This window comes from Micromonospora sp. NBC_01739, assembly GCF_035920385.1.
Classification (GTDB): Bacteria; Actinomycetota; Actinomycetes; order Mycobacteriales; family Micromonosporaceae; genus Micromonospora.
Map to the genome: position 1 here is coordinate 6,005,175 of NZ_CP109151.1, position 22,056 is coordinate 6,027,230.

The following is a 22,056-nucleotide window of genomic DNA, read 5'->3' on the forward strand; positions in this document are numbered from 1 at the left end:
TCGGCAAGCAACATCGCCGTGAGGCGGTCGCGCTGTTCGAGCAAATCGGGAAGGACCGCAACATTACCGTGGTTGGTGCGCTACAGGATGACATGGAGCGTTACGCCATCGAGGCATCTGGGCTCTATATCAAACTCCGTCGCCGCTCCGACAGCATGGCCTACAACGAAGCACCTGTCATCGTCGGAGACGACGCTAACCGTGCCCGCGTCGAACTGCTCCAGGAGTGGTTGACCTCCTACCGCCCCGCCGCCGACATCGCCAACGAAGAGTCCGATGAGGACGATTTGGATGACGATGCGGCGTGACCGAACCGTCGCACCAAACAGGGGAATTCCCCATGTCCGGCCACCCCGGCGTGCCCGAGGGACTTCGCGCCTATGCGCAGCCCACAAACGCCGACGGCACCTTCGACCATGACCGCGCCGGCCGTCCCAAAGTACGGCGAGTACACCTACGCGCGCACCCACCCACTCCACCACAGCGGCCGGACGGAGTCGTCAACGACGCCGACTGGTCCTGGGCCACCAGCGCGCCTCGTCGATGGAGCACCATCACGACCAAACTCGGTGATCGTGCCGATGACGTGGCACTGGCCCTGGCCCGAGCGGGATGCGTTGGCCTTGAACACGACTACCGATCAGGCAGGGTCTGCCATCCACCCCGTGGCTGGTCTCCTCATCCTGACCTGCACGCCGCCCGGCAAGAGCAAAACCGCCAGCGCGCTGCCCGCCGGGCCGCTCAGGACGAAGAAGCACGCCGCATCGCTGCCGAGCTCATTCACCGTCCAGCCACCGGGCCACTTGTAGCCATGCTCAGGGCACAAAGGGGCGGGCCATACCGTGACCACGTCATCGAGGCCGCCCGCGCACTCCTCGCCTCCGACACCATCACCGACACCAATAGGGCGGCCGCCCCGTGGGCCGCTGTGCGCTGGCTCAAGCGCGGAACGAAGTCAGACTACGACAGGGATCAAGAGCCGCTCGCTGAAGGAGGCCAGGGCGCGGTCTACAGCGGCATGCACAAATACACCCGCACCTCCATTGCGCTGAAGCAACTCCGCTACGCCGATGAGGACGCCCTACGCCGCATGCTCCGCGAGATCTCCTTCGGGCACCTCTACGGAGAGCACCCAAACGTCATGCCGGTCTTGGATTCCGACCCAGACGGGCGGTGGTTCGTCATGCCGCTCGCGAACGGCAGCGCAGCCAGCCATGCGGAACGTCTTAGGCGTGAAAGAGGAGCCCTCCGGGACCTCGTCACAGCTGTCTGCGAAGGGCTGCGCCGCCCACACACCGACGACAGAATCCACCGCGATATAAAGCCAGCCAACGTCCTGCTCCTCGACGGCGAATGGGTCGTAGCAGACTGGGGACTAGGCCGGCAGCCCCGAGGGGAAACCAGCATTCCGCGCCAAACTCGGACTGGCACCGGCTTCGGCTCCGAGGGATTCGCCGCGCCGGAGCTGTCGTCAGGAAACCCCCACAAAGTGACGGTCGCCGCCGACATCTACAGCATCGGGCGGCTCATCGCAGCCATCCTGACCGGGGAGCGACCGGAGCAGAATCTCCCACTGATGCCTCGCAGCGGACCGTGGGTAGCTGTAGTAGTGGAAGCAACCCGCCACAAGCCAACCGACAGGCCACAAGACGTGGACGAATTCCTCCGCCTGCTCAAGGACATCCCGTGACCGCTCCCTCGCCGTCCCGACCGAAAGGATCGTCTTGTCGATGACGCGCATTGCGCTCGAGCCGTACTTCCTGCACCAGGACCAGGCTCAGTCCCTACTCGGAGAGCACCGGACGGAATCCGCACGGGCGCGGGCGGCCCGCAGGAGCGATCCCGAAGCCGCACTGCCCTACGTGCTCGCCGCAGAACTCGCCCAGGCGCTCTCCTCCCTGGGAATCGGCGAACTGGCCAGGCGCGTTCTGGAGCGGGACCTACCTGCGGGGCAAGTCGTCGGTACCGAGCTGCAGTTTGAGTTCCAGCGAGACCGGGATCGCGACGCCCCAGGCTTCAAGCCAGCCAGCTTCACGGCGGTGCTCGACGCGGGCGAGCCTATGCGTGTCACCGGAACATTCAACGCGGCACGAATCGCCAGTTCCTCCGCGTCCGGGAGCCTCGCCGGGAACAGGCGGGTTTACCTGATCGGGACGGTCACCAATCTCAGCGCGGAGCAAGTCGAGCTCAGGCCGGTCTTCATCGGAATCAGGTCGTTCGTCGATGACGACCTTCCCGCCGGAGCTTCAGCGTCGAGAGCGCGGGTCTACCCCAGCGATATCGGCCAGTTCAGCGGCATCGACTTCGCATCTCCCTTCGCCGAGGCCGAGGGTGAAGCGGTGCTGCGTGTGCCGGAGGACACGGTGAAGCGCGCCTTTGCCGAGCTGCTCGGCGAGCCGTATGTTCCGAAGGACTGGGGTGGCGAACGCTCCGACCTCTATACCTCACGAGTGTTCGCCCGTGGGCGCCAGCTGTCGGCCGCTTGGCTGTTCAAGGGACCCGGCTTCCCTCGCGCGATGGACATCAAGGCTCTGGGCAAGAACGGTGACCAGATCGACCGGCTGTTCACCGAGCCCGCGGAGCTACTCGTTCTGCAGCACTGTCATCAGATCAAGCCCAGCGTGGTTGGCATGATGGATGCCTACGCCCACGACGCCCGGCACCCCCGTTTCTATATGATCATTGATGGGGCCGATACCGGACGCATATTGAGGTCTCTGGGCCTTCTCCCTGTAGCCCCCGCACGTCCGGCTCTGTAGATCCACAGGAGCCGGCGGCCGCTCGGCGCGGGTCGAGCGGCTCACCTGAGGTGGACTCTCATGCCGTGATCCAGGCGCGTTCGGCGTCCGCGATGATGAGGCAACGCGAGGATGCCCCGGCCGCTGGGCCGGGGCATCCTCGATCGTTTACTCTGAGGCGAAACTTGCTTCCACAGTTAGTGGTCGACCGGTCGCGCTTCGCATTTGCAGTTCTGTGACGTGCCCCCGGCAGGATTCGAACCTGCGCCCCCGCCTCCGGAGGGCGGTGCTCTATCCCCTGAGCTACGGGGGCTCAGCGACTGGAGAAGACTAGCAAACTCCTCCTGGGATCGCCGAATCGGTACTCCCGGCCGGTCGTGATCACCCTTGCGACCGGGGCCCGGACCGCTCCAGCCCTGGTCGTCCCTGGTGGGCGGGCTCAGGCGGCCACGGCCCGGCCGCAGCTCGGCAGCGGGTGCGGCACGATGCGTCGGGGCAGTCGGCGGGGCCACTCGTTGCGGGCCCAGGAGCCGTCCACGATCAGGTGCACCGTGCGCTGCTCGGCACCGCTGAGCCGCAGGACGAAGTCCCGGGGCAGCGTGGGGTCCAGCGAGGGTGTGGTGATCATGAAGCGGACCCGACCCCGGGAGGAGACCGCGGAGATCACGTCGGCGGCCGGCATGGTGCCGCGCAGGCGCACCCGGCCGAGCCAGTAGACCTCGGCTAGGTGCTCCTGGGCGGCCCGGGTGATGGCCGGGTACTCGCTGCGTACCCAGCGCTCGACCGCACCGACGCAGAGGCCGCAGGCCCGCTCGCGGGGCTCGCGGGGACCCAACCCCCAGGCCCGCAGGTACGCCCCGACCGCCCCGGTCTCCAGGGAGAGCCCGAAGTGCTGCTGGATCAGCGCTTGCAGGCTCTGTCGGGTCCAGAGCTCCTCGTCCAGGCCGAACTGGTCGGGGTGGACCCCCCGGAGGGTGTCGATCAGTTCCAACTCCTGCTCGCGGCTGAGCGTTCCCGGCTCGCCCTGCCGCTGTCCGCGACGGACGGCTGCCACCGTCCCGTCACCGCCGATGGTGTGGCGCCGGCACCAGCTGGTGACGGAACGCCGTGCGTCTCTGAGTGCAACCCCCACGTCCTGGACAACGAGTGCACTTCTCTCTAAGTAACCCCTAGAGGGAAAATCGGTCGTATGCCTCAAGTCGTGACGGAAACTCTGATCCCGGGCTTTCTGGGTTGTTCGTCATGGGGTAGCAATCCCGGGGGTGCAGACAAAACGGTGCCGCCCCGCTCATCCGAGCGGGGCGGCACCGGTCACGCCGTGGGTGCCGGCCTCAGCCGACGCCCTGCTGGAGCTTGCGCAGCTCGTTGATCTCCTTCTGCTGCCCCTGCTTCATCGACTGGGCCATCCGGACCACCTCGGGGCGGTCGGTGGCCTCAAGGACTCCGTCGGCCATGTGCACCCCGCCGATGTGATGCTTGATCATCAGGTCGAGGAAGAGTCGGTCGACCTCGGGGCCCTGGGCCTCGTGCAGGCTGGCGATCTCCTCGCGGGTGGCCATGCCGGGCATCAGGCCGTTGGCGTCCACCGTGACCCCGTCGGACATCCACTCCATCGACGGCCGGGAGCCGGTCGGCAGCAGATCCCACTCCTGCAACCAGCGCTGCATATGCCCGATCTGGGCCTGCTGGGTCAGGGCGATGTCGTACCCGATCTGCCGGACCGCCGGATCCTGGCCCTTGGCGTACGCGATCATGGCCATCTCCACCGCCTGGGCGTGGTGACGGGACATGTCCCGCGCGAACCCGGCCTCGGCCGACGTCTCACCCGGCGTGCGCCCGGCGTAGAGGGTCGCGGCCGTCCAGCCGGCCCCGAGCAGCAGCAACGCCGTCATGGCCAGGGTCAGGTAGCGCAGCATCGGGGACCCCGGCCGTGGCTGCGCCGAGGCGGCCCGCTCCTCGACCGCCGTCTCCTGCACCGCGCTGGGCATGTCAGCCGCCCATCGACGGCTGCATGTCACGCGGCTCCGTGCCGGTGCCGGTGGTGTAGTTGCCGGCGGAGCAGGTGGCGCCCGGCTCCACGGTGGCGTTCTGCGCCAGGGTGGTGGCGAACTCCTTGATCCGCGGGTCGTCGGCGCTGTCGACCTTGAGCTGGTAGCCCCACGCCTGGATCGAGACCGGCTTGTCGAGGCCCTCGTACGGGCTCATCATCATGAAGTCGTTGCCACGGATCACCTCGGCCAGCTTCTCCACGTCGGCGGCGGGCAGGTCGGGGCGGTAGGTGAGCCAGACCGCGCCGTGCTCCATGCTGTGCAGGGCGTGCTCGGCGGCGATCGGCGCGTCGTAGACGTCACCGAGGCAGCGCTGCCAGGTGTTGTTGTGCGGGCCGCCGACCGGCGGGCTCTGCGCGTACTCCTGCTTGCCGGAGCGGTGCTCCGAGTTGGAGATGGCCTCCGGGTCGGTCTCGCGGAAGTTGACGATGCCCTCGATCTGGGCCGCCTTCTCCTCCCAGGTCTGGGCGCCCCGGATGGCCGCCCAGGCGCCGTACCCGATGATCGACGTGGCGAGCACGCCGACGGCGACGAAGAGGGCGATCGGGCCCCAGGGCCGGCCCTGGCTGACCTTGACCGGGGTGATTGGCTTGCGTGGTCCCTTACCGCCCCCACCAGCACGTTTGGGTGTCGCCGGCTTGGTGGAGGCGGCCTTGGTGTCGGCGGCCGGCCGGCCCGCCGCCGGCTTCTTGCCGGTGCTGACCACGGTCGGGCGCCGCTGCGGGCCGCCCGGGGTGCTGATGCTCATCGGTCCTCGTCAGGTCGGTCGGTCAGGGGATTTGGCGGCCCGGCCCCCGATGCCGGGTCGCCGCCGCGGAGGCCGAGTCTACCCCCGATAACATGGTTCGGTGACTCCCGCAGAACTCGCCGAAGCTGTCCTAGCCGCCGCTCACGCCCTCTTTGCCGACCGAGGGCTGGACCGTGCGGCGCTGCCGGAGCAGACGACGGTCGAGCGACCGCGTAACCCCGAGCACGGCGACTACGCCTCGACACTGGCGTTGCAGTTGAGCAAGAAGGTGGGGGTGCCACCCCGGGATCTGGCCGCCGGACTGGCCGCCCAACTGGCCAGCACACCGGGGATCAAGTCGGTGGAGATCGCCGGTCCGGGCTTCCTGAACATCCGGCTGGACGCCGCCGCCGCCGGCCAGCTGGCCCGCACGATCGTCACGGCGGGCCAGGAGTACGGCCGGGGCGACACCCTGGCCGGTCTGAAGATCAACCTTGAGTTCGTCTCGGCCAACCCGACCGGCCCGGTGCACATCGGCGGGGTCCGGTGGGCAGCGGTCGGCGACGCGTTGAGCCGGCTGCTGCGGGCCACCGGCGCGCAGGTCGGCACGGAGTACTACTTCAACGACGCCGGTGCCCAGATCGACCGGTTCGCCCGTTCCCTGCTCGCCGCCGCCAAGGGGGAGCCGGCTCCGGAGGACGGCTACGGCGGGGCGTACATCGCCGAGATCGCCGATGAGGTGACCGCCCGACGGCCGGAGGTGCTGTCGCTCGACGAGGCCGCCGCCCAGGAGGTCTTCCGGGTCGAGGGCGTCGAGCTGATGTTCACCGAGATCAAGTCCTCGCTGCGGGACTTCGGGGTGGAGTTCGACACCTACTTCAACGAGAAGGACCTGCACGACCGGGGTGAGTTGGAGCACGCCCTGACCCGGCTGCGTGAGCAGGGGCACATCTTCGAGGCCGACGGCGCCACCTGGCTGCGGACCACCGACTTCGGTGACGACAAGGACCGGGTGCTGCGCAAGTCCAACGGCGAGTGGACCTACTTCGCCGCGGACTGCGCCTACTACCTGGACAAGCGGGAGCGCGGCTTCGACCGGGTCGTGATCATGCTGGGGGCGGACCACCACGGCTACATCGGCCGGATGAAGGCGATGGCGGCCTGCTTCGGTGACGACCCGGCCCAGAACCTGGAGATCCTCATCGGCCAGCTGGTCAACCTGGTCCGCGAGGGGGCACCGGTACGGATGAGCAAGCGCGCCGGCACGGTGATCACCCTGGAGGACCTGGTCGAGGCGATCGGGGTGGACGCTTCCCGGTACGCCCTGGCCCGCTACTCCAGCGACTCCCCGATCGACATCGACATCGAGCTGTGGACCCGGGCCACCCGCGACAACCCGGTCTACTACGTGCAGTACGTGGCCGCCCGGACGGCCAGCGTCGGGCGCAACGCCGCCGAGGTCGGGCTGACCCGGGGCGAGGCGGACGCCTTCCGCCCCGAGCTGCTCGACCACGACAAGGAGAACGAGCTGCTCAAGGCGCTCGCCGAGTTCCCCACCGTGGTCGCCGCCGCCGCCGAGCTGCGCGAGCCGCACCGGGTGGCCCGCTACCTGGAGGACCTGGCCGGGGCGTACCACCGGTTCTACGACAACTGCCGGATCCTGCCGCGTGGTGACGAGGAGGTCACCGACCTGCACCGGGCCCGGCTCTGGCTCAACGACGCCACCCGGGTGGTCATCGCCAACGGCCTGCGCCTGCTCGGCGTCTCGGCTCCGGAGAGGATGTAGTTCTCGAATGCGTGCTCATGAGGCCGGTGCCCTGCACGGCGACATCGGCAACCGGGGGCCGGCCTGGCTGCGTACCCCGGCCGACGTCAACGCCCTGATGCCGCAACTGTGGCCGCGCAACACCGCGCGCGGCGCCGACGGCGACCTGGTCGTCGCGGGCCTGCGGGTACGCGACCTCGCGGCCGAGTTCGGCACCCCGGTCTACGTGCTCGACGAGGACGACCTGCGCTCGCGCTGCCGGGACTTCCGGGCGGCCTTCCCGACCGAGGACGTCTACTACGCCGGCAAGGCCTTCCTCTGCCGGGCGGTGGTCCGGATGATCGCCGAGGAGGGGCTCTTCCTCGACGTGTGCAGCGGCGGTGAACTGGCCGTGGCGCTGGCCGCCGGAATGCCCCCGGAGCGGATCGGCTTCCACGGCAACAACAAGTCCGAGGCGGAGCTGCGGCGGGCGCTGGACGCCGGGGTGGGCCGGATCATCGTCGACTCCTTCGCCGAGATCGACCGGCTGACCGCGCTGGCCCGGGAGCGGGAGATCCGCCCCCGGGTGCTGATCCGGGTGACCGTCGGTGTCGAGGCACACACCCACGAGTTCATCGCCACCGCCCACGAGGACCAGAAGTTCGGCTTCTCCCTGGCCGGTGGGGCGGCCATCGCCGCCGCCCTGCGCATCCTCGACGAGGGCGTGCTGGAGCTGCGCGGGCTGCACTCGCACATCGGTTCCCAGATCTTCGACACCAGCGGGTTCGAGGTCTCCGCCCGTCGGGTGCTGGCCCTTCAGGCGCAGATCCGCGACGCCCGGGGGGTGCAGCTGCCCGAGCTGGATCTCGGTGGCGGTTTCGGCATCGCGTACACCAGCCAGGACGACCCGGCCGCCCCGCACGACCTGGCCAAGCGGCTGCGCAAGATCGTCGACTCGGAGTGCGCGGCGGAACAGTTGGCCGTGCCGCACCTGTCCATCGAGCCGGGCCGGGCGATCGTCGGCCCGGCCGTGTTCACCCTCTACGAGGTCGGTACGGTCAAGGACGTCGATGGCATCCGGACCTACGTCAGTGTCGACGGGGGGATGAGCGACAACATCCGCACCGCCCTCTACGACGCCTCGTACTCGGCCACCCTGGCCAGCCGGTCCAGCACCGCCGAGCCCATGCTCGCCCGCGTGGTGGGAAAGCATTGTGAGTCCGGGGATATCGTGGTGAAGGATGAATTCCTGCCCGCGGACGTGCAGCCCGGAGATCTTGTCGCGGTGCCTGGCACAGGTGCCTACTGCCGCAGCATGGCCAGCAACTACAACCACGTGCCCCGACCCCCGGTGGTCTCGGTACGGGATGGCCAGGCCCGGCTGATCGTCCGGCGGGAGACCGAAGCTGACCTGCTCGCCTTGGATGTGGGATGAAACAACCTGTGCGCCTGGCCCTGCTCGGCTGTGGCACCGTCGGTGCCGAGGTGGTCCGGCTGCTGCACGAGCAGTCCGCTGACCTCGCCGCCCGGATCGGTGCCCCGCTGGAGATCGCCGGCATCGCCGTACGCCGGATCGGTCGTGACCGTGGTGACCTGCCGGTGGACCCGGCGCTGTTCACCACGGACGCCCTCGGCCTGATCAAGCGCGACGACGTCGACGTGGTGGTCGAGGTGGTCGGCGGCATCGAACCGGCGCGCAGCTGGCTGGTGGAGGCGCTGCGGGGCGGCAAGAGCGTGGTCACCGCCAACAAGGCCCTGCTCGCCGAGGACGGCGGCGCCCTGCACGACGCGGCTCTCGAGGGCGGTGGCGACCTCTACTACGAGGCCTCCGTGGCCGGAGCGATCCCGCTGCTGCGCCCGCTGCGCGAGTCGCTGCACGGGGACCGGATCACCCAGGTCACCGGCATCGTCAACGGCACCACCAACTTCATCCTCTCCGCCATGCACGCCACCGGCGCCGGCTTCGCCGAGGCCCTGGAGGAGGCGACCGAGCTGGGGTACGCCGAGGCGGACCCGACCGCCGACGTGGAGGGCTTCGACGCCGCGGCCAAGGCCGCCATCCTCGCCTCCCTGGCCTTCCACACCCGGGTCGGCGCGGCCGACGTGCACCGGGAGGGCATCACCGAGGTGACCTCCGCCGACGTGGCCAGCGCCAAGGCGATGGGCTGCACCATCAAGCTGCTCTGCATCGCGGCCCGGGGCACGGACGCCCAGGGCCGGGAGTCGGTGAACGTCCGGGTGCACCCGGCGATGATCCCGCTGACCCACCCCCTGGCCAGCGTCGGCGACGCCTTCAACGCGGTCTTCGTGGAGGCCGACGCGGCCGGTCAGCTGATGTTCTACGGGCGGGGTGCCGGTGGGGCGCCGACCGCCAGCGCCGTTCTCGGTGACGTGGTGGCGGTGGCCCGCAACCGGCTCGCCGGGGTCCGCTCGGCCAGTGAGTCCGCCTACGCCGACCTGCCGGTCCGGCCGATGGGGGAGGCCCTGACCCGCTACCACATCAGCCTGGACGTCGCCGACCGTCCGGGTGTGCTGGAGGCGGTGGCCGGAGTGTTCGCCCGGCACCACGTCTCCATCGCCACCGTCCGGCAGGGCCCCTCAGGTGGCGACAACGACGACGCCGTACTGGTGATCGTGACCCATGTGGCCCCGGACGCGGCGCTGGCGGCCACGGTCGACGAGCTGCGTGGGCTGGAGATCGTCCGGTCGGTGGCCAGCGTGCTGCGGGTCGAGGGCGGTCTCTGAGGTCCTCGACCAACGCGGGTGGGGACGGCCGCTGCCAGGGCGGTCGGGCCGGCTGGTTGACTGGTGGGGCCGTCCCGCCAGGTGGTTGGCGCGGGGTGCGCCGGCCTCCGCGCGGCGCGGCCGCGCGAGGCTGGTAATTGCCGACGGTGCAGAGCTGAGACTGAGGAGAACGACATGTGGCGGGGCCTGATCGACGCCTACCGGGACCGACTGCCGGTCACCGACGCCACGCCGGTCGTCACCCTGCACGAGGGGAACACCCCGCTGCTGCCCGCCCCGGTGCTCTCCGCCCGGCTCGGCTGTGACGTCTACCTCAAGGTGGAGGGGGCCAACCCCACCGGCTCCTTCAAGGACCGGGGCATGACGATGGCGGTCTCCAAGGCGGTCGAGGCCGGCAACAAGGCGATCATCTGCGCCTCCACCGGCAACACCAGCGCCTCCGCCGCCGCGTACGCGGCCCGTGCCGGGGTGACCTGCGCGGTGCTGGTGCCCCAGGGCAAGATCGCGTTGGGCAAGCTGGCCCAGGCGCTGGTGCACGGGGCCAAGCTGCTCCAGGTCAACGGCAACTTCGACGACTGCCTGGCGCTGGCCGCCAAGCTCGCCCAGGACTACCCGGTGGCGCTGGTCAACTCGGTGAACATCGACCGGCTGCACGGCCAGAAGACGGCGGCCTTCGAGATCGTCGAGGCCCTCGGTGACGCCCCGGACATCCACTGCCTGCCGGTCGGCAACGCCGGCAACATCTCCGCGTACTGGATGGGCTACACCGAGGACCTGGCGGCCGGCAACGCCACCCGCACCCCCCGGATGTACGGCTTCCAGGCCGCCGGTGCCGCGCCGATCGTCACCGGCCAGGTGGTGCCGGAGCCCTCGACCATCGCCACCGCCATCCGGATCGGCAACCCGGCGAGCTGGACCAAGGCCCTGGACGCCCGGGACGCCTCCGGGGGTCTGATCGACGCGGTCACCGACCGGGACATCCTCGCCGCGTACCGGCTGCTGGCCCGGGAGGTCGGGGTCTTCGTCGAGTTGGGCAGCGCGGCCAGCGTGGCGGGTCTGCTCCAGCAGGCCGCCGCCGGTCGGGTGCCGGCCGGTTCCACCGTGGTCTGCACGGTCACCGGCCACGGCCTGAAGGACCCGGAATGGGCCATCTCCACCGCCCCCTCCCCGGTCACCATCGCCAACGACCCCCTGGCCGCCGCCCGCTCCCTGGACCTGGCCTGACCCCCGGACTTCCGTGTTGATCAAGAAGTTTGCGTCTTGGCGAGCGCCATTTCCGACGCAAACTCTTGATCAACTCAAGCGGGGTGGGGTGGGGGTTTGACTGCGCCGGTCAGGGTGCGGAGGACCAGGGCCAGGGCTTCGTGGCGGGAGACCTGGTGTTCGGTGAGGTAGCTCCAGCCGGCGTAGAGCTGGGACCAGAGGACCGACTGCAACCACGTAGCGGGTAGGGCCGGGTCGATACTGCCGTCGGCGTGGCCTCGGGCGACCATGGCGTGGAAGTCGTCGTCGCAGACCTCGGTGCTCCAGGCGGGGTCGCCGACCAGCGCGGGCTCGGAGAAGGCCAGCGAGAGCAGGTCGCCCAGGTCGAAGTACTCCGCGCAGAGCCGCAGCAGGGCCTCGGCGCCGTTGCCCTCGGCCAGGCGGGCGCGGGTGGTGGCCTCGTTGAGCCGGGCCGTACCTTCGGCGGCCACGGCGGCCAGCAGGTCGGACCGTTCGGCGAAGTACCGGTGCAGGGTGGTCCGGCCGACCTGGGCGGCGGTGGCGATATCACCCAGGCTGGCGGTCTGGTTGCGGCTGAGCACCTCGATCGCGGCTTGCAGGATGGCCTGCCGGGTCCGCGCCCGGCTGCCGCTCTCATCCCTGCTCGCCACGTCGAAGAGGCTACAACGTACGAATTCGGAATAGTGCTTGCCCGCAATGGAACAGTAATGTTCCATTGCGGGGTGACTTCGACCGTCTTACCCACCCGGACCGAACCGCAGCCGCCCACCCAGCGGGCCCGCACCGGGCTGCTGCTGGCCTACCTCCGGCCGCACTGGCCGGCGATGCTGGTCGGGCTGCTGCTCGGCCTGTTCGCCAACGCCGCCGGGCTGGCCGCCCCGCTGGTGACCAAGTGGGTGCTGGACACCCTCGGTGCCGGTGAGCCCCTGACCCGACCGGTCACCGTGCTGCTGATGCTCGTGGTGGTCGGTGCCGTCATCTCGCTGTGGCAGTGGATCCTGATGGGCCGGATCGCCGAGGCGGTGGTGCTCGACGCCCGCACCGGGGTGATCCGCCGCTACCTGGCCGCCCGGATCGACCAGCTGACCCGCCGCCCCAGTGGGGAACTGGTCACCCGGGCCACCTCCGACCCGGCGCTGCTGCACCAGGCATCCGGCAGCCTGGTCGGACTGACGAACGGCGCCCTGGCGCTGATCGGGACCCTGGTGCTGATGGGCACCCTGGACCTGGTGCTGCTGGGCGTCACCATGGTCGCGGTGCTGGTGGTCGCGGTGCTGATGGGCCTGCTGCTGCCCACCATCGGCCGAGCCCAGGAGGCCGCCCAGGAGTCGGTGGGACGGCTGGGCGGAATCCTGGAAGGCTCCCTGCGGGCGGTCCGCACGGTCAAGGCCAGCCGCGCCGAGCAGCGTCAGACCGAGGCCCTCACCACCCACGCCCGCGAGGCCGCCCGGCACGGCCTGCACGCCGCCCGGCGTAGCGCCCTGGTCTGGACCATCTCCTGGACCGGCATCCAACTAGCGGTCATCGTCATCCTCGGGGTCGGGGCCGCGCGGGCCGAACGCGGGCTGATCGAGGTGTCCACCCTCATCGCCTTCCTGCTCTACGCCTTCGGGCTGATGGGGCCGATCGGTGACCTGACCCAGAACCTGACCGCCATGCAGGCCGGCATCGCGGCGGCCGGCCGGTTGCGGGAGATCGAGGCCCTGGCGGCGGAGCCCGGCTCCGCGCCCGCCGAGGTATCAGCGAACGGGGGTGCCACCGCCGGGCCGGTGCTGGCCCTGCGCGGGGTCACCGCCCGGTACGCCCCCGGAGCCCCGCCCGCCGTACGGGACATCGACCTGGAGATCCCCCGGGTCGGCCACACCGCCCTGGTGGGACCCTCCGGGGCCGGCAAGACCACCCTGTTCTCCCTGCTGCTGCGCTTCCTCGAACCGGAGCACGGTGAACTGCTGCTGGACGGCCGCCGGTACGTCGAGCACACCCCGGCGCAGATCCGTGGCCGACTGGCCTACGTGGAGCAGGAGGCGCCGGTGGTGCCCGGCACCATCGGCGACAACCTGCGCTTCACCCATCCCGACGCCACCGACGACGAACTGTGGGCCGCCCTGCGGGCGGTCGACCTGCACGAGAAGGTGACCGGCCTGGAACTCGGATTGGACACCCCGTTGGCGGCCACCACGGTCTCCGGGGGTGAACGGCAGCGCATCGCGTTGGCTCGGGCGGTGCTGCGTACCCCGGATGTGCTGCTGTTGGACGAGGCCACCTCGCAGGTCGACGGCCTGACCGAGGCGGTGGTCAGCCGGTGCGTGCGGCAGCGGGCCCGGCAGGGTGCCGTGGTGACGATCGCCCACCGGCTCTCCACCGTGCTCGATGCCGACCAGATCGTCGTGCTGGAGGGTGGCCGGATCCGAGCCGTCGGTGACCACGCCACCCTGCTGCGTACCGACGAGCTCTATCGGGACCTGGTGGCGGCGCTGCGGATCGGCACCGTGGCGGAACCGGTCATGACCGCCCCGGAAGCTGACGAAGGGAACGGGTCGGGCACACTGCTCGTGCCCCACGACCGTCTCCCCCAGGAGTGAGTCACGCCGATGTCGCTGCTCGCCAGATTCAGCCTCGCCAACCGGGGGCTGGTAGCCCTCATCGCGGTGGTGACCACGGCGTTCGGTGCGTACGCCGTGCCGTCGCTGAAGCAGCAACTCCTGCCCTCGCTGGAGTTTCCCGCCGCCTTCATCGTCGCCTCGTACCCCGGCGCCGCGCCCGAGGTCGTCGAGTCCCAGGTCACCGAGCCGATCGAGAACAGCCTGCGGGGCATCCCCGCCTTGGACACGGTCACCTCCACCTCCCGTGAGGGTCTGACCACGGTCACCGTCCAGTACGAGTTCGGTACCGACCTGGACGACGTGGTCAACAAGATGCAGACCGCGCTGAACCGCACCCGGCTGCCCGAGGGGGTCGAGCCGCAGGTCTTCGCGGGCAGCACGGACGACCTGCCGGCGGTGGTGCTGGCCGCCTCCGGCGGTGGCGACGAGCGGGAGCTGGCGGCGAAGCTGCGCGAGGTCGTGGTACCCGAGTTGGCGGCCATCGAGGGGGTACGCGGCGTCGAGTTGACCGGGGTCCGCGAGGAACTGGTGGTGATCACCCCGGATCCGGCGAAGCTGGCCAAGGCCAAGGTGCAGCCGACCGCGATCACGACCGCCCTGAAGGCCAACGGGGTGGCCGTACCGGCCGGGGTGGTGCGCGACGGCGAGCGCAGCCTGCCGGTGCAGGTCGGGGCGCCGCTGACCACTCTGGAGGAGCTGCGGGAGGTGGTCGTCGCCCCGCCGGTCAAGAAGACCCCTGCGGTACGGCTGGGTGACATCGCCACGGTGGAGGAGCAGCTGACCCCGGCCACCGCGATCACCCGTACCAACGGCCGGGAGAGCCTGGGCATCACGGTCACCGCCGACCCGGACGGCAACGCGGTGGAGATCTCGCACGCGGTCGGCGACCGGCTGGACGACCTGCGGACCGCTACCGGAGCCGAGCTGACCGTGGTGCTGGACCAGGCGCCGTTCGTGGAGAAGTCGATCAAGACCCTGAGCACCGAGGGCCTGCTGGGTCTGATCATGGCCGTGGTGGTCATCCTGGTGTTCCTGCTGTCGGTACGGTCCACCGTGGTCACCGCGGTCTCCATCCCGCTGTCGGTGGTGGTCGCCCTGCTGGCCCTCTGGCTCGGCGACTACTCGCTAAACCTGCTGACCCTCGGCGCGCTGACGGTGGCGGTCGGGCGGGTGGTCGACGACTCGATCGTGGTGCTGGAGAACATCAAACGGCATCTGACCTACGGCGAGCCGAAGCGGGAGGCGATCCTCACCGCCGTACGCGAGGTGGCCGGGGCGGTCACCGCCTCCACCCTCACCACGGTCGCCGTCTTCGCCCCGATCGCCCTGGTCGGCGGCTTCGTCGGGCAGTTGTTCGCGCCCTTCGCGATCACCGTCACCGTGGCCTTGCTGGCCTCCCTGCTGGTGTCGCTGACGGTGATCCCGGTGCTGGCGTACTGGTTCCTCAAGCCGGTTACCGGGTCCGACGGTGCGGCCCTGCGTCAGGCCGCCGAGCAGCGCGAACTGCGCAGCCCGTTGCAGCGGGCGTACCTGCCGGTGATCCGGTTCGCCACCGGACGGCGGGCCTACCGCTGGGCCACGTTGGCCGTGGGAGTGCTCGTGCTCTTCGGCACCTTCGGCCTGGCCCGGCAACTGGAGAGCAACTTCCTCGACGACTCCGGCCAGGACACCCTGAACATCCGGCAGGAACTGCCGGTGGGCACCGGGCTGGCCGGCACCGACGCGGCGGCACGTCAGGTCGAGGCGGTGCTGGCGCAGACCCCGGGTGTGGAGTCGTACCAGGTCACGGCCGGTGGCGGGGACAGCCCGTGGACCGGCAGCGCCGGCAACAACGTGGCCAGCTACGCCCTGCGGCTGGACGGGGAGACCGACGCCAAGGCCATGCGCGGCATCCTGCGGGAGCGGTTCGCCGCCCTGGGCGCGACGGCCGGTGAGATCACCTTCCCGGCCGGTCAGGGTGGTGCCTCCGCCAACGAACTGGCGGTCATCGTGACCGCCGCCGACCAGCAGACCCTGGCGACCGCCGCCGAGCAGGCCCGGGTGGCCCTGGCCGGCATCTCCGGTGTCGAGGACGTCTCGACCACCCTCGCCCAGCAGGTACCCCGGGTGGAGGTGACCGTCGACCGGGTAGCGGCCAGCCGGGCCGGGCTCACCGAGGCGGCGGTCGGTCAACTGGTGGCCCAGTCCTTCCGGGGTACCCCGGTGGGTCAGATCAGCCTGGACGGCGGTAGCCGGGACCTGGTGCTGCGGCTGTCCGCCAAGCCGCCGCTGACCGTGGAGGAACTCGAGGCCCTGCCGGTCGGGGCGGTCAAGCTGGGCGACATCGCCGAGGTCACCCAGACCGAAGGACCCCAGCAGGTAAGCCGGATCGACGGTGAGCGCAGCGTCTCGGTGACCGGTACGGTGACCGGCTCGGACCTCGGTGCGATCAGCAGCGAGTTGCAGCGGCGGCTGGACGCGATCGAGGTGCCGGGGGCCACCCTGACCCTGGGCGGGGTCAGTGCCGAGCAGCAGGAGACCTTCGCCGACCTGGGCCTGGCCGTGCTGGCCGCGATCGCGATCGTGTTCCTGATCATGATGGCCACCTTCCGGAGCGTGGTGCAGGCGCTGATCCTGCTGGTCTCCATCCCGTTCGCGGCCACCGGGGCGGTGGCCCTGCTGCTGGCCACCGGAACCGCGCTGAGCGTGCCGGCGCTGATCGGCGTACTCATGCTCGTCGGCATCGTGGTGACCAACGCGATCGTGCTGCTGGACCTGGTCAACCAGTACCGGGCACAGGGGATGGGGGTACGGGAGGCGGTGGTCGAGGGTGGCCGGCACCGGCTGCGCCCGATCCTGATGACCGCGATCGCCACCATCTTCGCGTTGACCCCGATGGCCTTCGGGCTCACCGGGGAGGGGGGCTTCATCTCCCGGCCGCTGGCGATCGTGGTGATCGGTGGGCTGCTCAGCTCCACCCTGCTCACCCTGGTCCTGGTGCCCACCCTGTACGCCATGGTGGAGGACACCAAGCAGTCGCTGCGCCACCGGCGCTCGGGCGACTCCTCGGAGTCCTCCGAGCCGGAGGCCGAGGCCACCCAGCCCACCGGCGAGGCCGCCTCGGCCGAGGTCGAGGCCACCGACAAGCAGCCGGCGCAGAGCCGGCCGGTGCCGGCGGCACCCTCCGGGGCGCTGCTGGAGGGCACCGACCAGTTCGAGGTGCTCCGGCTGCCCAGGAGCCGCAACTCACCCCTCCCCCCGGCGGAGTAACCACGTCGACGCTTCAGGCCCCCGGCCGACCGCCGGGGGCCTCGGCGTCCGCTGTGCCGTGACTCGGAGGCCGGGCAGGTATGGTCCGCCTCGTGGTCTCCACCGTGTCGGTCCTCACCCGCAACCGGAACTTCCGGAATCTGTTCATGGCCGAGTTGGTGGTCTTCGGGGCCGACTGGTTCGTGATGGTGCCGTTGCTGGTCCTGCTGCCGAAGCTGACCGGCAGCGGGGTGTGGGGCGCCCTGGTGCTCGCGGTGGACACCGGCATCCTGGCGTTGCTGCTGCCGTACGCCGGGGCCATCGCCGACCGGTTCGACCGCCGCAAGATCATGATCGTGTCCAACCTGGCCGCGCTCGTCGGGGTGCTGCTCCTGCTCGGGGTACGCAGCTCCGGTACGGCGTGGCTGGCGATGCTGGGCATCGGAGTGATCGCGATGGCCAAGGCCTTCTACTCCCCGGCCGCGCAGGCCGCCCTGCCCAATGTGCTCGAACCCGAGGAACTGGCTGCGGGCAACGCGGTGGCCGGTTCGGCCTGGGGCACCATGACCATCGTCGGGGCCTCACTCGGCGGGGTGCTCACCGCCGCCACCGGCCCGTACGTCTGCTTCTGGGTGGCCGTGGTCGCGTTGGTGGTCGCCGCCGGCCTGGCGGGGCGCATCCGCCGGCCCTTGCAGGCGCCCCGCGACAAGAACACGCCGGTACCGCAGACCTGGACGGCGATCCGCGAGGCCCTGGGCTACATCGGACACCGCCCCCGGGTGCTGGCCCTGGTCACGGTCAAGTCGGCGGTGGGGCTGGGCAACGGCGTCCTGACGGTCTTCCCGCTGCTGGCCGGGCTGTACGGGGTCGGCCCGATCGGCACCGGCCTGCTGTTCGCGGTACGCGGTGCGGGCGCCCTGATCGGTCCGATCCTGATGCGCCGGGTGCTGACCAACCGCGCCTGGCTGCTGCCGGGGCTGGCCCTGTCCATGTCGGCCTACGGGCTGGCCTACCTGGGCACCTCCCTGGTGTCCTGGTTCCCCTTGGTGCTGGTCCTGGTCTTCGTGGCGCACTTCGCCGGTGGCAGCAACTGGGTGATGTCCAACTTCGCGTTGCAGGGCGAGGTGCCGGACCGGTTGCGGGGCCGGGTCTTCGCCACCGACATGATGCTGGCGACCCTGGCCATCTCGGTCAGCCAACTCGTGGTCGCCTTCGTCATCGACGTGGTGGACGAACGGGTCGTGCTGGCCGGCTGTGGCCTGGTCACTCTGGTGTACGCGATCGGCTGGCGGGTGGCCACCCGACGGCTCTCGCTGGCCGCCCCGGAGCCGACCGTCGCCGAGACCGGCACTCGGTGAGGGCACTGGTGCGGTCAGGCTAGAGCCTGCGAGCAAAGCGCGCTCGGGCGCGAGTTGCGTCTCAGGGGACGGGCGGTGCCCCGGACCCGGTCGGTGAACCCCTAGCATGGGCGGCGTGCCGACCACCTTCGCCGCCGGCCCTTACCGGGTCCGGGTCCCCGCCACCAGCGCGAACCTGGGGCCCGGCTTCGACGCCCTGGGTCTGGCCCTGGCGCTCTATGACGATGTGGCCGCCGAGGTGACCACGAGCGGCGTGACCGTTTCCGTGGTCGGTGAGGGCGCCGGTGACCTGCCGCTGGACGACAGCCACCTGTTGGTACGCGCGATGCGGGCGGCCTTCGACGAACTCGGTGGGCAGCCGAGGGGACTGTCGGTGGAGTGCGTGAACCGGATCCCGCAGGCCCGTGGGCTCGGCTCCTCCTCGGCCGCCATCGTCGCCGGGGTGCTGCTGGCTCGGGCCCTGGTGACCGACGGGACCCAGCGGCTCGACGACGACGCCGCGCTGCGGCTGGCCGCCCGGATCGAGGGCCATCCCGACAACGTGGCACCCTGCCTGCTCGGCGGGTTCACCCTGGCCTGGACGGAGCCCTCCGGCGCACGGGCCGTGTCGTTGCCGGTGGCCGAGGGGGTACGCCCCACGGTGCTGGTGCCCACCGAGCGGGGCCTGACCGCCTCCGCCCGGGCGGCTCTGCCGCCGACCGTGCCGCACGGCGACGCCGCGCTCAACGCCGGTCGGGCGGCGCTGCTGGTGCACGCGTTGACCACCCGGCCGGATCTGTTGCTGCCGGCCACGGTCGACCGACTGCACCAGGACTACCGGGCGTCCTCGATGCCGGGTACGGCCGCCGTGGTGGAAGAGTTGCGTGCGGCCGGTGTGGCCGCTGTGGTCAGTGGGGCGGGTCCGACCGCCCTCGCCCTGTCTGACCTGCCCGAAGGGTTCGAGCCGGGAACAGATTGGCGGATTCTGCGGTTGCCGGTGGACGTACGCGGTGCCCAGGTCGGGCAAGGTAGACTCGGACACGCGGAGCGGGACCCTGTTGCCGCAGGTCGCAAGAGTTGATTACGCTCTAGACTTAGCACAGCCGCGAAGCATGCGATCTCCTGCGGGTCGGCGCCCCCCGAAGCTTTCGGCGGTAAGCCCGTCACCCCTGCCTAGGCCACGCCGCACCGCAGTCTTCACTGGTCGCCGCAGACGGCGAAACGCCGCCCACAGCTTTCCTGGGTGGGTCGGGCGACCGACCGGCTGCTGTGTCACAGACTCCCGCGAAGCGTCATGCGAGGCGGGTGCACCGAGGCCGCCCGGCCACCTGTAGTCGATTCCGGGCAGTCCCGGCCTATCGAGGGAAGGAATCCATTGAGCGACACCACCGACGTGACGTCGGATGTTTCCAACGTCGCTGGCGATGCCACCACCGCTGCTCCTGCCCGCCGCCGGCGTAGCGGCACCGGCTTGTCGGCGATGCTGCTGCCGGAGCTGCAGAGCCTGGCTGCGTCGCTCGGCATCTCGGGGACGGCTCGCATGCGCAAGGGCGAGCTGATCAGCGCGATCACCGAGCGGCAGGGCAGCGCCGCGGGCGCCCCTCGACCACGGGCCGAGGTAGCGGCGGCCGCCGCGCCGGCCCGCGAAGAGGTCCACGCCGAGGTACGCGAGAGCGCTGAGCGGCCGGAGTCCGGTCGCCGTGCCGCCGAGCAACCGGCGGCGAGCGTCGAGACCGAGGGCCGGACCCGGACCCGGCGCAGCCGGGCCACCGCCGCAGCGGAGCCGCGCGTTGAGGAGCCCGCAGCCGAGGCCGGCGAGCGGACCGAGGGCCGGGCGCGCCGTACCGAGCGGGCTGCGGAGCAGACCGCTGAGCGTCCTGCCGAGCGTGCCGAGCGCGGCGCGGAGCGGACCGCCGAGCGGACCGACCGTGCCGCCGAGCGGGGCGAGCGTGCCGCCGAGCGCACCGCCGAGCGGGCTGAGCGCACCGAGCGGGGCGACCGCACCGAGCGCACCGAGCGGGGCGACCGCACCGAGCGCACCGAGCGGGGCGATCGTGCTGAGCGCACCGAGCGGGGCGACCGTACCGAGCGGGGCGAGCGGGGTGACCGTGCCGACCGCGGTGAGCGCGGCTCCGAGCGGGGTGACCGTGCTGAGCGTGGCGAGCGCGGGGACCGCGGACAGCGTGCCGAGCGGGACACCAACAACGACGACGACGACGAGAGCGGAGGTCGGCGCAGCCGGCGTAGCCGCTTCCGGGACCGTCGGCGCGGCCGGAACGAGCGTGGCGAGTCCGGCGGCGAGTCCGGCGGCCGTGAGCCGCAGGTCGGCGAGGACGACGTGCTCGTGCCGGTGGCCGGCATCGTCGACGTCCTCGACAACTACGCCTTCGTCCGGACCACCGGCTACCTGGCCGGTCCGAACGACGTGTACGTGTCGATGTCCCAGATCAAGAAGTACGGCCTGCGCCGGGGTGACGCGATCACCGGTGCGGTGCGGGCGGCCCGGGACGGCGAGCAGCGTCGCGACAAGTACAACCCCCTGGTCCGGCTGGACACCATCAACGGGATGGAGCCGGACGAGGCCAAGCGGCGGCCGGAGTTCTACAAGCTCACCCCGCTCTACCCGCAGGAGCGACTGCGGCTGGAGACCGAGCCGCACATCCTCACCACCCGGGTGATCGACCTGGTCATGCCGATCGGCAAGGGGCAGCGGGCGCTGATCGTCTCGCCGCCGAAGGCCGGTAAGACCATGGTGCTCCAGGCGATCGCCAACGCGATCACGCACAACAACCCGGAGTGCCACCTGATGGTGGTGCTGGTCGACGAGCGGCCCGAAGAGGTCACCGACATGCAGCGCTCGGTCAAGGGCGAGGTCATCGCGGCCACGTTCGACCGTCCGCCGCAGGACCACACCACGGTCGCCGAGCTGGCGATCGAGCGGGCCAAGCGCCTGGTCGAGCTGGGCCACGACGTGGTCGTACTGCTCGACTCGGTGACCCGGCTCGGTCGGTCGTACAACCTGGCGGCGCCGGCCAGCGGCCGGATCATGTCGGGTGGTATCGACTCCACCGCGCTGTACCCGCCGAAGCGGTTCCTCGGCGCGGCCCGCAACATCGAGAACGGCGGCTCGCTGACCATCCTCGCCACCGCGCTGGTGGAGACCGGTTCGATGGCGGACACGGTCATCTTCGAGGAGTTCAAGGGCACCGGTAACGCGGAGCTCAAGCTGGACCGGAAGATCGCCGACAAGCGGACCTTCCCGGCCGTGGACGTCAGCGCCTCCGGTACCCGCAAGGAGGAGATCCTCCTCGCGCCGGAGGAGCTGGCCATCATCCACAAGCTCCGCAAGGTGCTGCACTCGCTGGACTCGCAGGCGTCGCTGGACCTCCTGCTGGACCGGCTCAAGCAGTCCCGTACCAACATCGAGTTCCTGATGCAGATCGCCAAGTCGACCCCGGGGGAGTAACCTCCGCCGACGAAGATCGACGAAGGGGGCGTGGCCGACTGGCCGCGCCCCCTTCGCATGGCCGCTCCCTTCCCGGATCCCGCCGCCCGTACCCCTTTGGGCGCAAAGGGGGTGTTGTCTCCGCTGGCCCAGTCCGCCCCGGCGCGCGACCGGCCGGCGGGGGAGGGGGAGGAATGGTGGGCGGGGCGGTGGGAAT

Annotated in this window: 16 protein-coding genes and 1 tRNA gene; 12 read left to right on the top strand and 5 right to left on the bottom strand. The window is 70.7% G+C overall.

What is annotated here, in order from left to right; all coding sequences use genetic code 11:
- The first annotated feature begins 92 nt into the window (after positions 1-92).
- The 3 genes from OIE53_RS27285 to OIE53_RS27295 all read left to right on the top strand — a co-directional run bounded on the left by OIE53_RS27285 (position 93) and on the right by OIE53_RS27295 (position 2,759).
- Positions 93-308, top strand: coding sequence for a hypothetical protein (locus tag OIE53_RS27285; protein WP_327024294.1), 216 nt, complete (start codon positions 93-95; stop codon positions 306-308).
- Between the two features lie 503 nt (positions 309-811).
- Positions 812-1,690 (top strand): serine/threonine-protein kinase, encoded by an 879-nt coding sequence (locus tag OIE53_RS27290; RefSeq protein ID WP_327024295.1) that lies wholly within the window; start codon positions 812-814, stop codon positions 1,688-1,690.
- A gap of 40 nt (positions 1,691-1,730) precedes the next feature.
- A complete protein-coding gene (locus tag OIE53_RS27295; protein WP_327024296.1) occupies positions 1,731-2,759 on the top strand; it encodes a hypothetical protein in 1,029 nt (342 codons plus the stop codon).
- Between the two features lie 220 nt (positions 2,760-2,979).
- On the opposite strand, the gene OIE53_RS27300 is transcribed toward OIE53_RS27295, so the two are convergent.
- The 4 genes from OIE53_RS27300 to OIE53_RS27315 form a co-directional block, all read right to left on the bottom strand.
- Positions 2,980-3,051, bottom strand: a tRNA-Arg gene (locus OIE53_RS27300).
- A 126-nt stretch (positions 3,052-3,177) separates the two neighbouring features.
- Positions 3,178-3,870, bottom strand: coding sequence for a winged helix-turn-helix domain-containing protein (locus tag OIE53_RS27305; RefSeq protein WP_327024297.1), 693 nt, complete (start codon positions 3,868-3,870; stop codon positions 3,178-3,180).
- 199 nt (positions 3,871-4,069) lie between these two features.
- Positions 4,070-4,726 carry a DUF305 domain-containing protein gene (locus OIE53_RS27310; protein WP_327024298.1) on the bottom strand — a complete coding sequence of 219 codons (657 nt, stop codon included), beginning with the start codon at positions 4,724-4,726 and terminating at the stop codon, positions 4,070-4,072.
- Position 4,727: 1 nt separating this feature from the next.
- Positions 4,728-5,534 (bottom strand): DUF3105 domain-containing protein, encoded by an 807-nt coding sequence (locus OIE53_RS27315; RefSeq protein WP_327024299.1) that lies wholly within the window; start codon positions 5,532-5,534, stop codon positions 4,728-4,730.
- A gap of 100 nt (positions 5,535-5,634) precedes the next feature.
- On the opposite strand from OIE53_RS27315, the gene argS reads away from it, so the two are divergent.
- The 4 genes from argS (at position 5,635) to thrC (ending at position 11,226) form a co-directional block, all read left to right on the top strand.
- The gene (gene argS / locus OIE53_RS27320; protein WP_327024300.1) at positions 5,635-7,299 is read left to right on the top strand and encodes an arginine--tRNA ligase; all 1,665 of its coding nucleotides are present in this window, start codon (positions 5,635-5,637) and stop codon (positions 7,297-7,299) included.
- Between the two features lie 7 nt (positions 7,300-7,306).
- Positions 7,307-8,692: a diaminopimelate decarboxylase gene (lysA, locus tag OIE53_RS27325; RefSeq protein WP_327024301.1), complete on the top strand. Its 1,386-nt coding sequence runs from the start codon at positions 7,307-7,309 to the stop codon at positions 8,690-8,692.
- A gap of 8 nt (positions 8,693-8,700) precedes the next feature.
- A complete protein-coding gene (locus OIE53_RS27330; RefSeq protein ID WP_327027448.1) occupies positions 8,701-10,002 on the top strand; it encodes a homoserine dehydrogenase in 1,302 nt (433 codons plus the stop codon).
- A gap of 174 nt (positions 10,003-10,176) precedes the next feature.
- Positions 10,177-11,226 (top strand): threonine synthase, encoded by a 1,050-nt coding sequence (thrC, locus tag OIE53_RS27335; protein ID WP_327024302.1) that lies wholly within the window; start codon positions 10,177-10,179, stop codon positions 11,224-11,226.
- A 74-nt stretch (positions 11,227-11,300) separates the two neighbouring features.
- Here the strand turns inward: thrC and OIE53_RS27340 are convergent, their stop codons facing one another.
- Positions 11,301-11,876, bottom strand: coding sequence for a TetR/AcrR family transcriptional regulator (locus OIE53_RS27340; RefSeq protein ID WP_327024303.1), 576 nt, complete (start codon positions 11,874-11,876; stop codon positions 11,301-11,303).
- A 72-nt stretch (positions 11,877-11,948) separates the two neighbouring features.
- Between OIE53_RS27340 and OIE53_RS27345 the strand changes: the two genes are divergently transcribed.
- The 5 genes from OIE53_RS27345 (at position 11,949) to rho (ending at position 21,860) form a co-directional block, all read left to right on the top strand.
- Entirely contained in the window at positions 11,949-13,808 is a 1,860-nt protein-coding gene (locus tag OIE53_RS27345) for an ABC transporter ATP-binding protein (protein ID WP_327024304.1), read from the top strand.
- Between the two features lie 9 nt (positions 13,809-13,817).
- On the top strand, positions 13,818-17,078 hold the full coding sequence (locus tag OIE53_RS27350; protein WP_327024305.1) for an efflux RND transporter permease subunit: 3,261 nt from the start codon (positions 13,818-13,820) through the stop codon (positions 17,076-17,078).
- 92 nt (positions 17,079-17,170) lie between these two features.
- The gene (locus tag OIE53_RS27355; RefSeq protein ID WP_327024306.1) at positions 17,171-18,415 is read left to right on the top strand and encodes an MFS transporter; all 1,245 of its coding nucleotides are present in this window, start codon (positions 17,171-17,173) and stop codon (positions 18,413-18,415) included.
- 106 nt (positions 18,416-18,521) lie between these two features.
- Positions 18,522-19,475, top strand: a complete 954-nt coding sequence (gene thrB, locus OIE53_RS27360) for a homoserine kinase (protein ID WP_327024307.1) — start codon at positions 18,522-18,524, stop codon at positions 19,473-19,475.
- Between the two features lie 294 nt (positions 19,476-19,769).
- Positions 19,770-21,860: a transcription termination factor Rho gene (rho, locus tag OIE53_RS27365; RefSeq protein ID WP_327024308.1), complete on the top strand. Its 2,091-nt coding sequence runs from the start codon at positions 19,770-19,772 to the stop codon at positions 21,858-21,860.
- Positions 21,861-22,056: the final 196 nt, after the last annotated feature.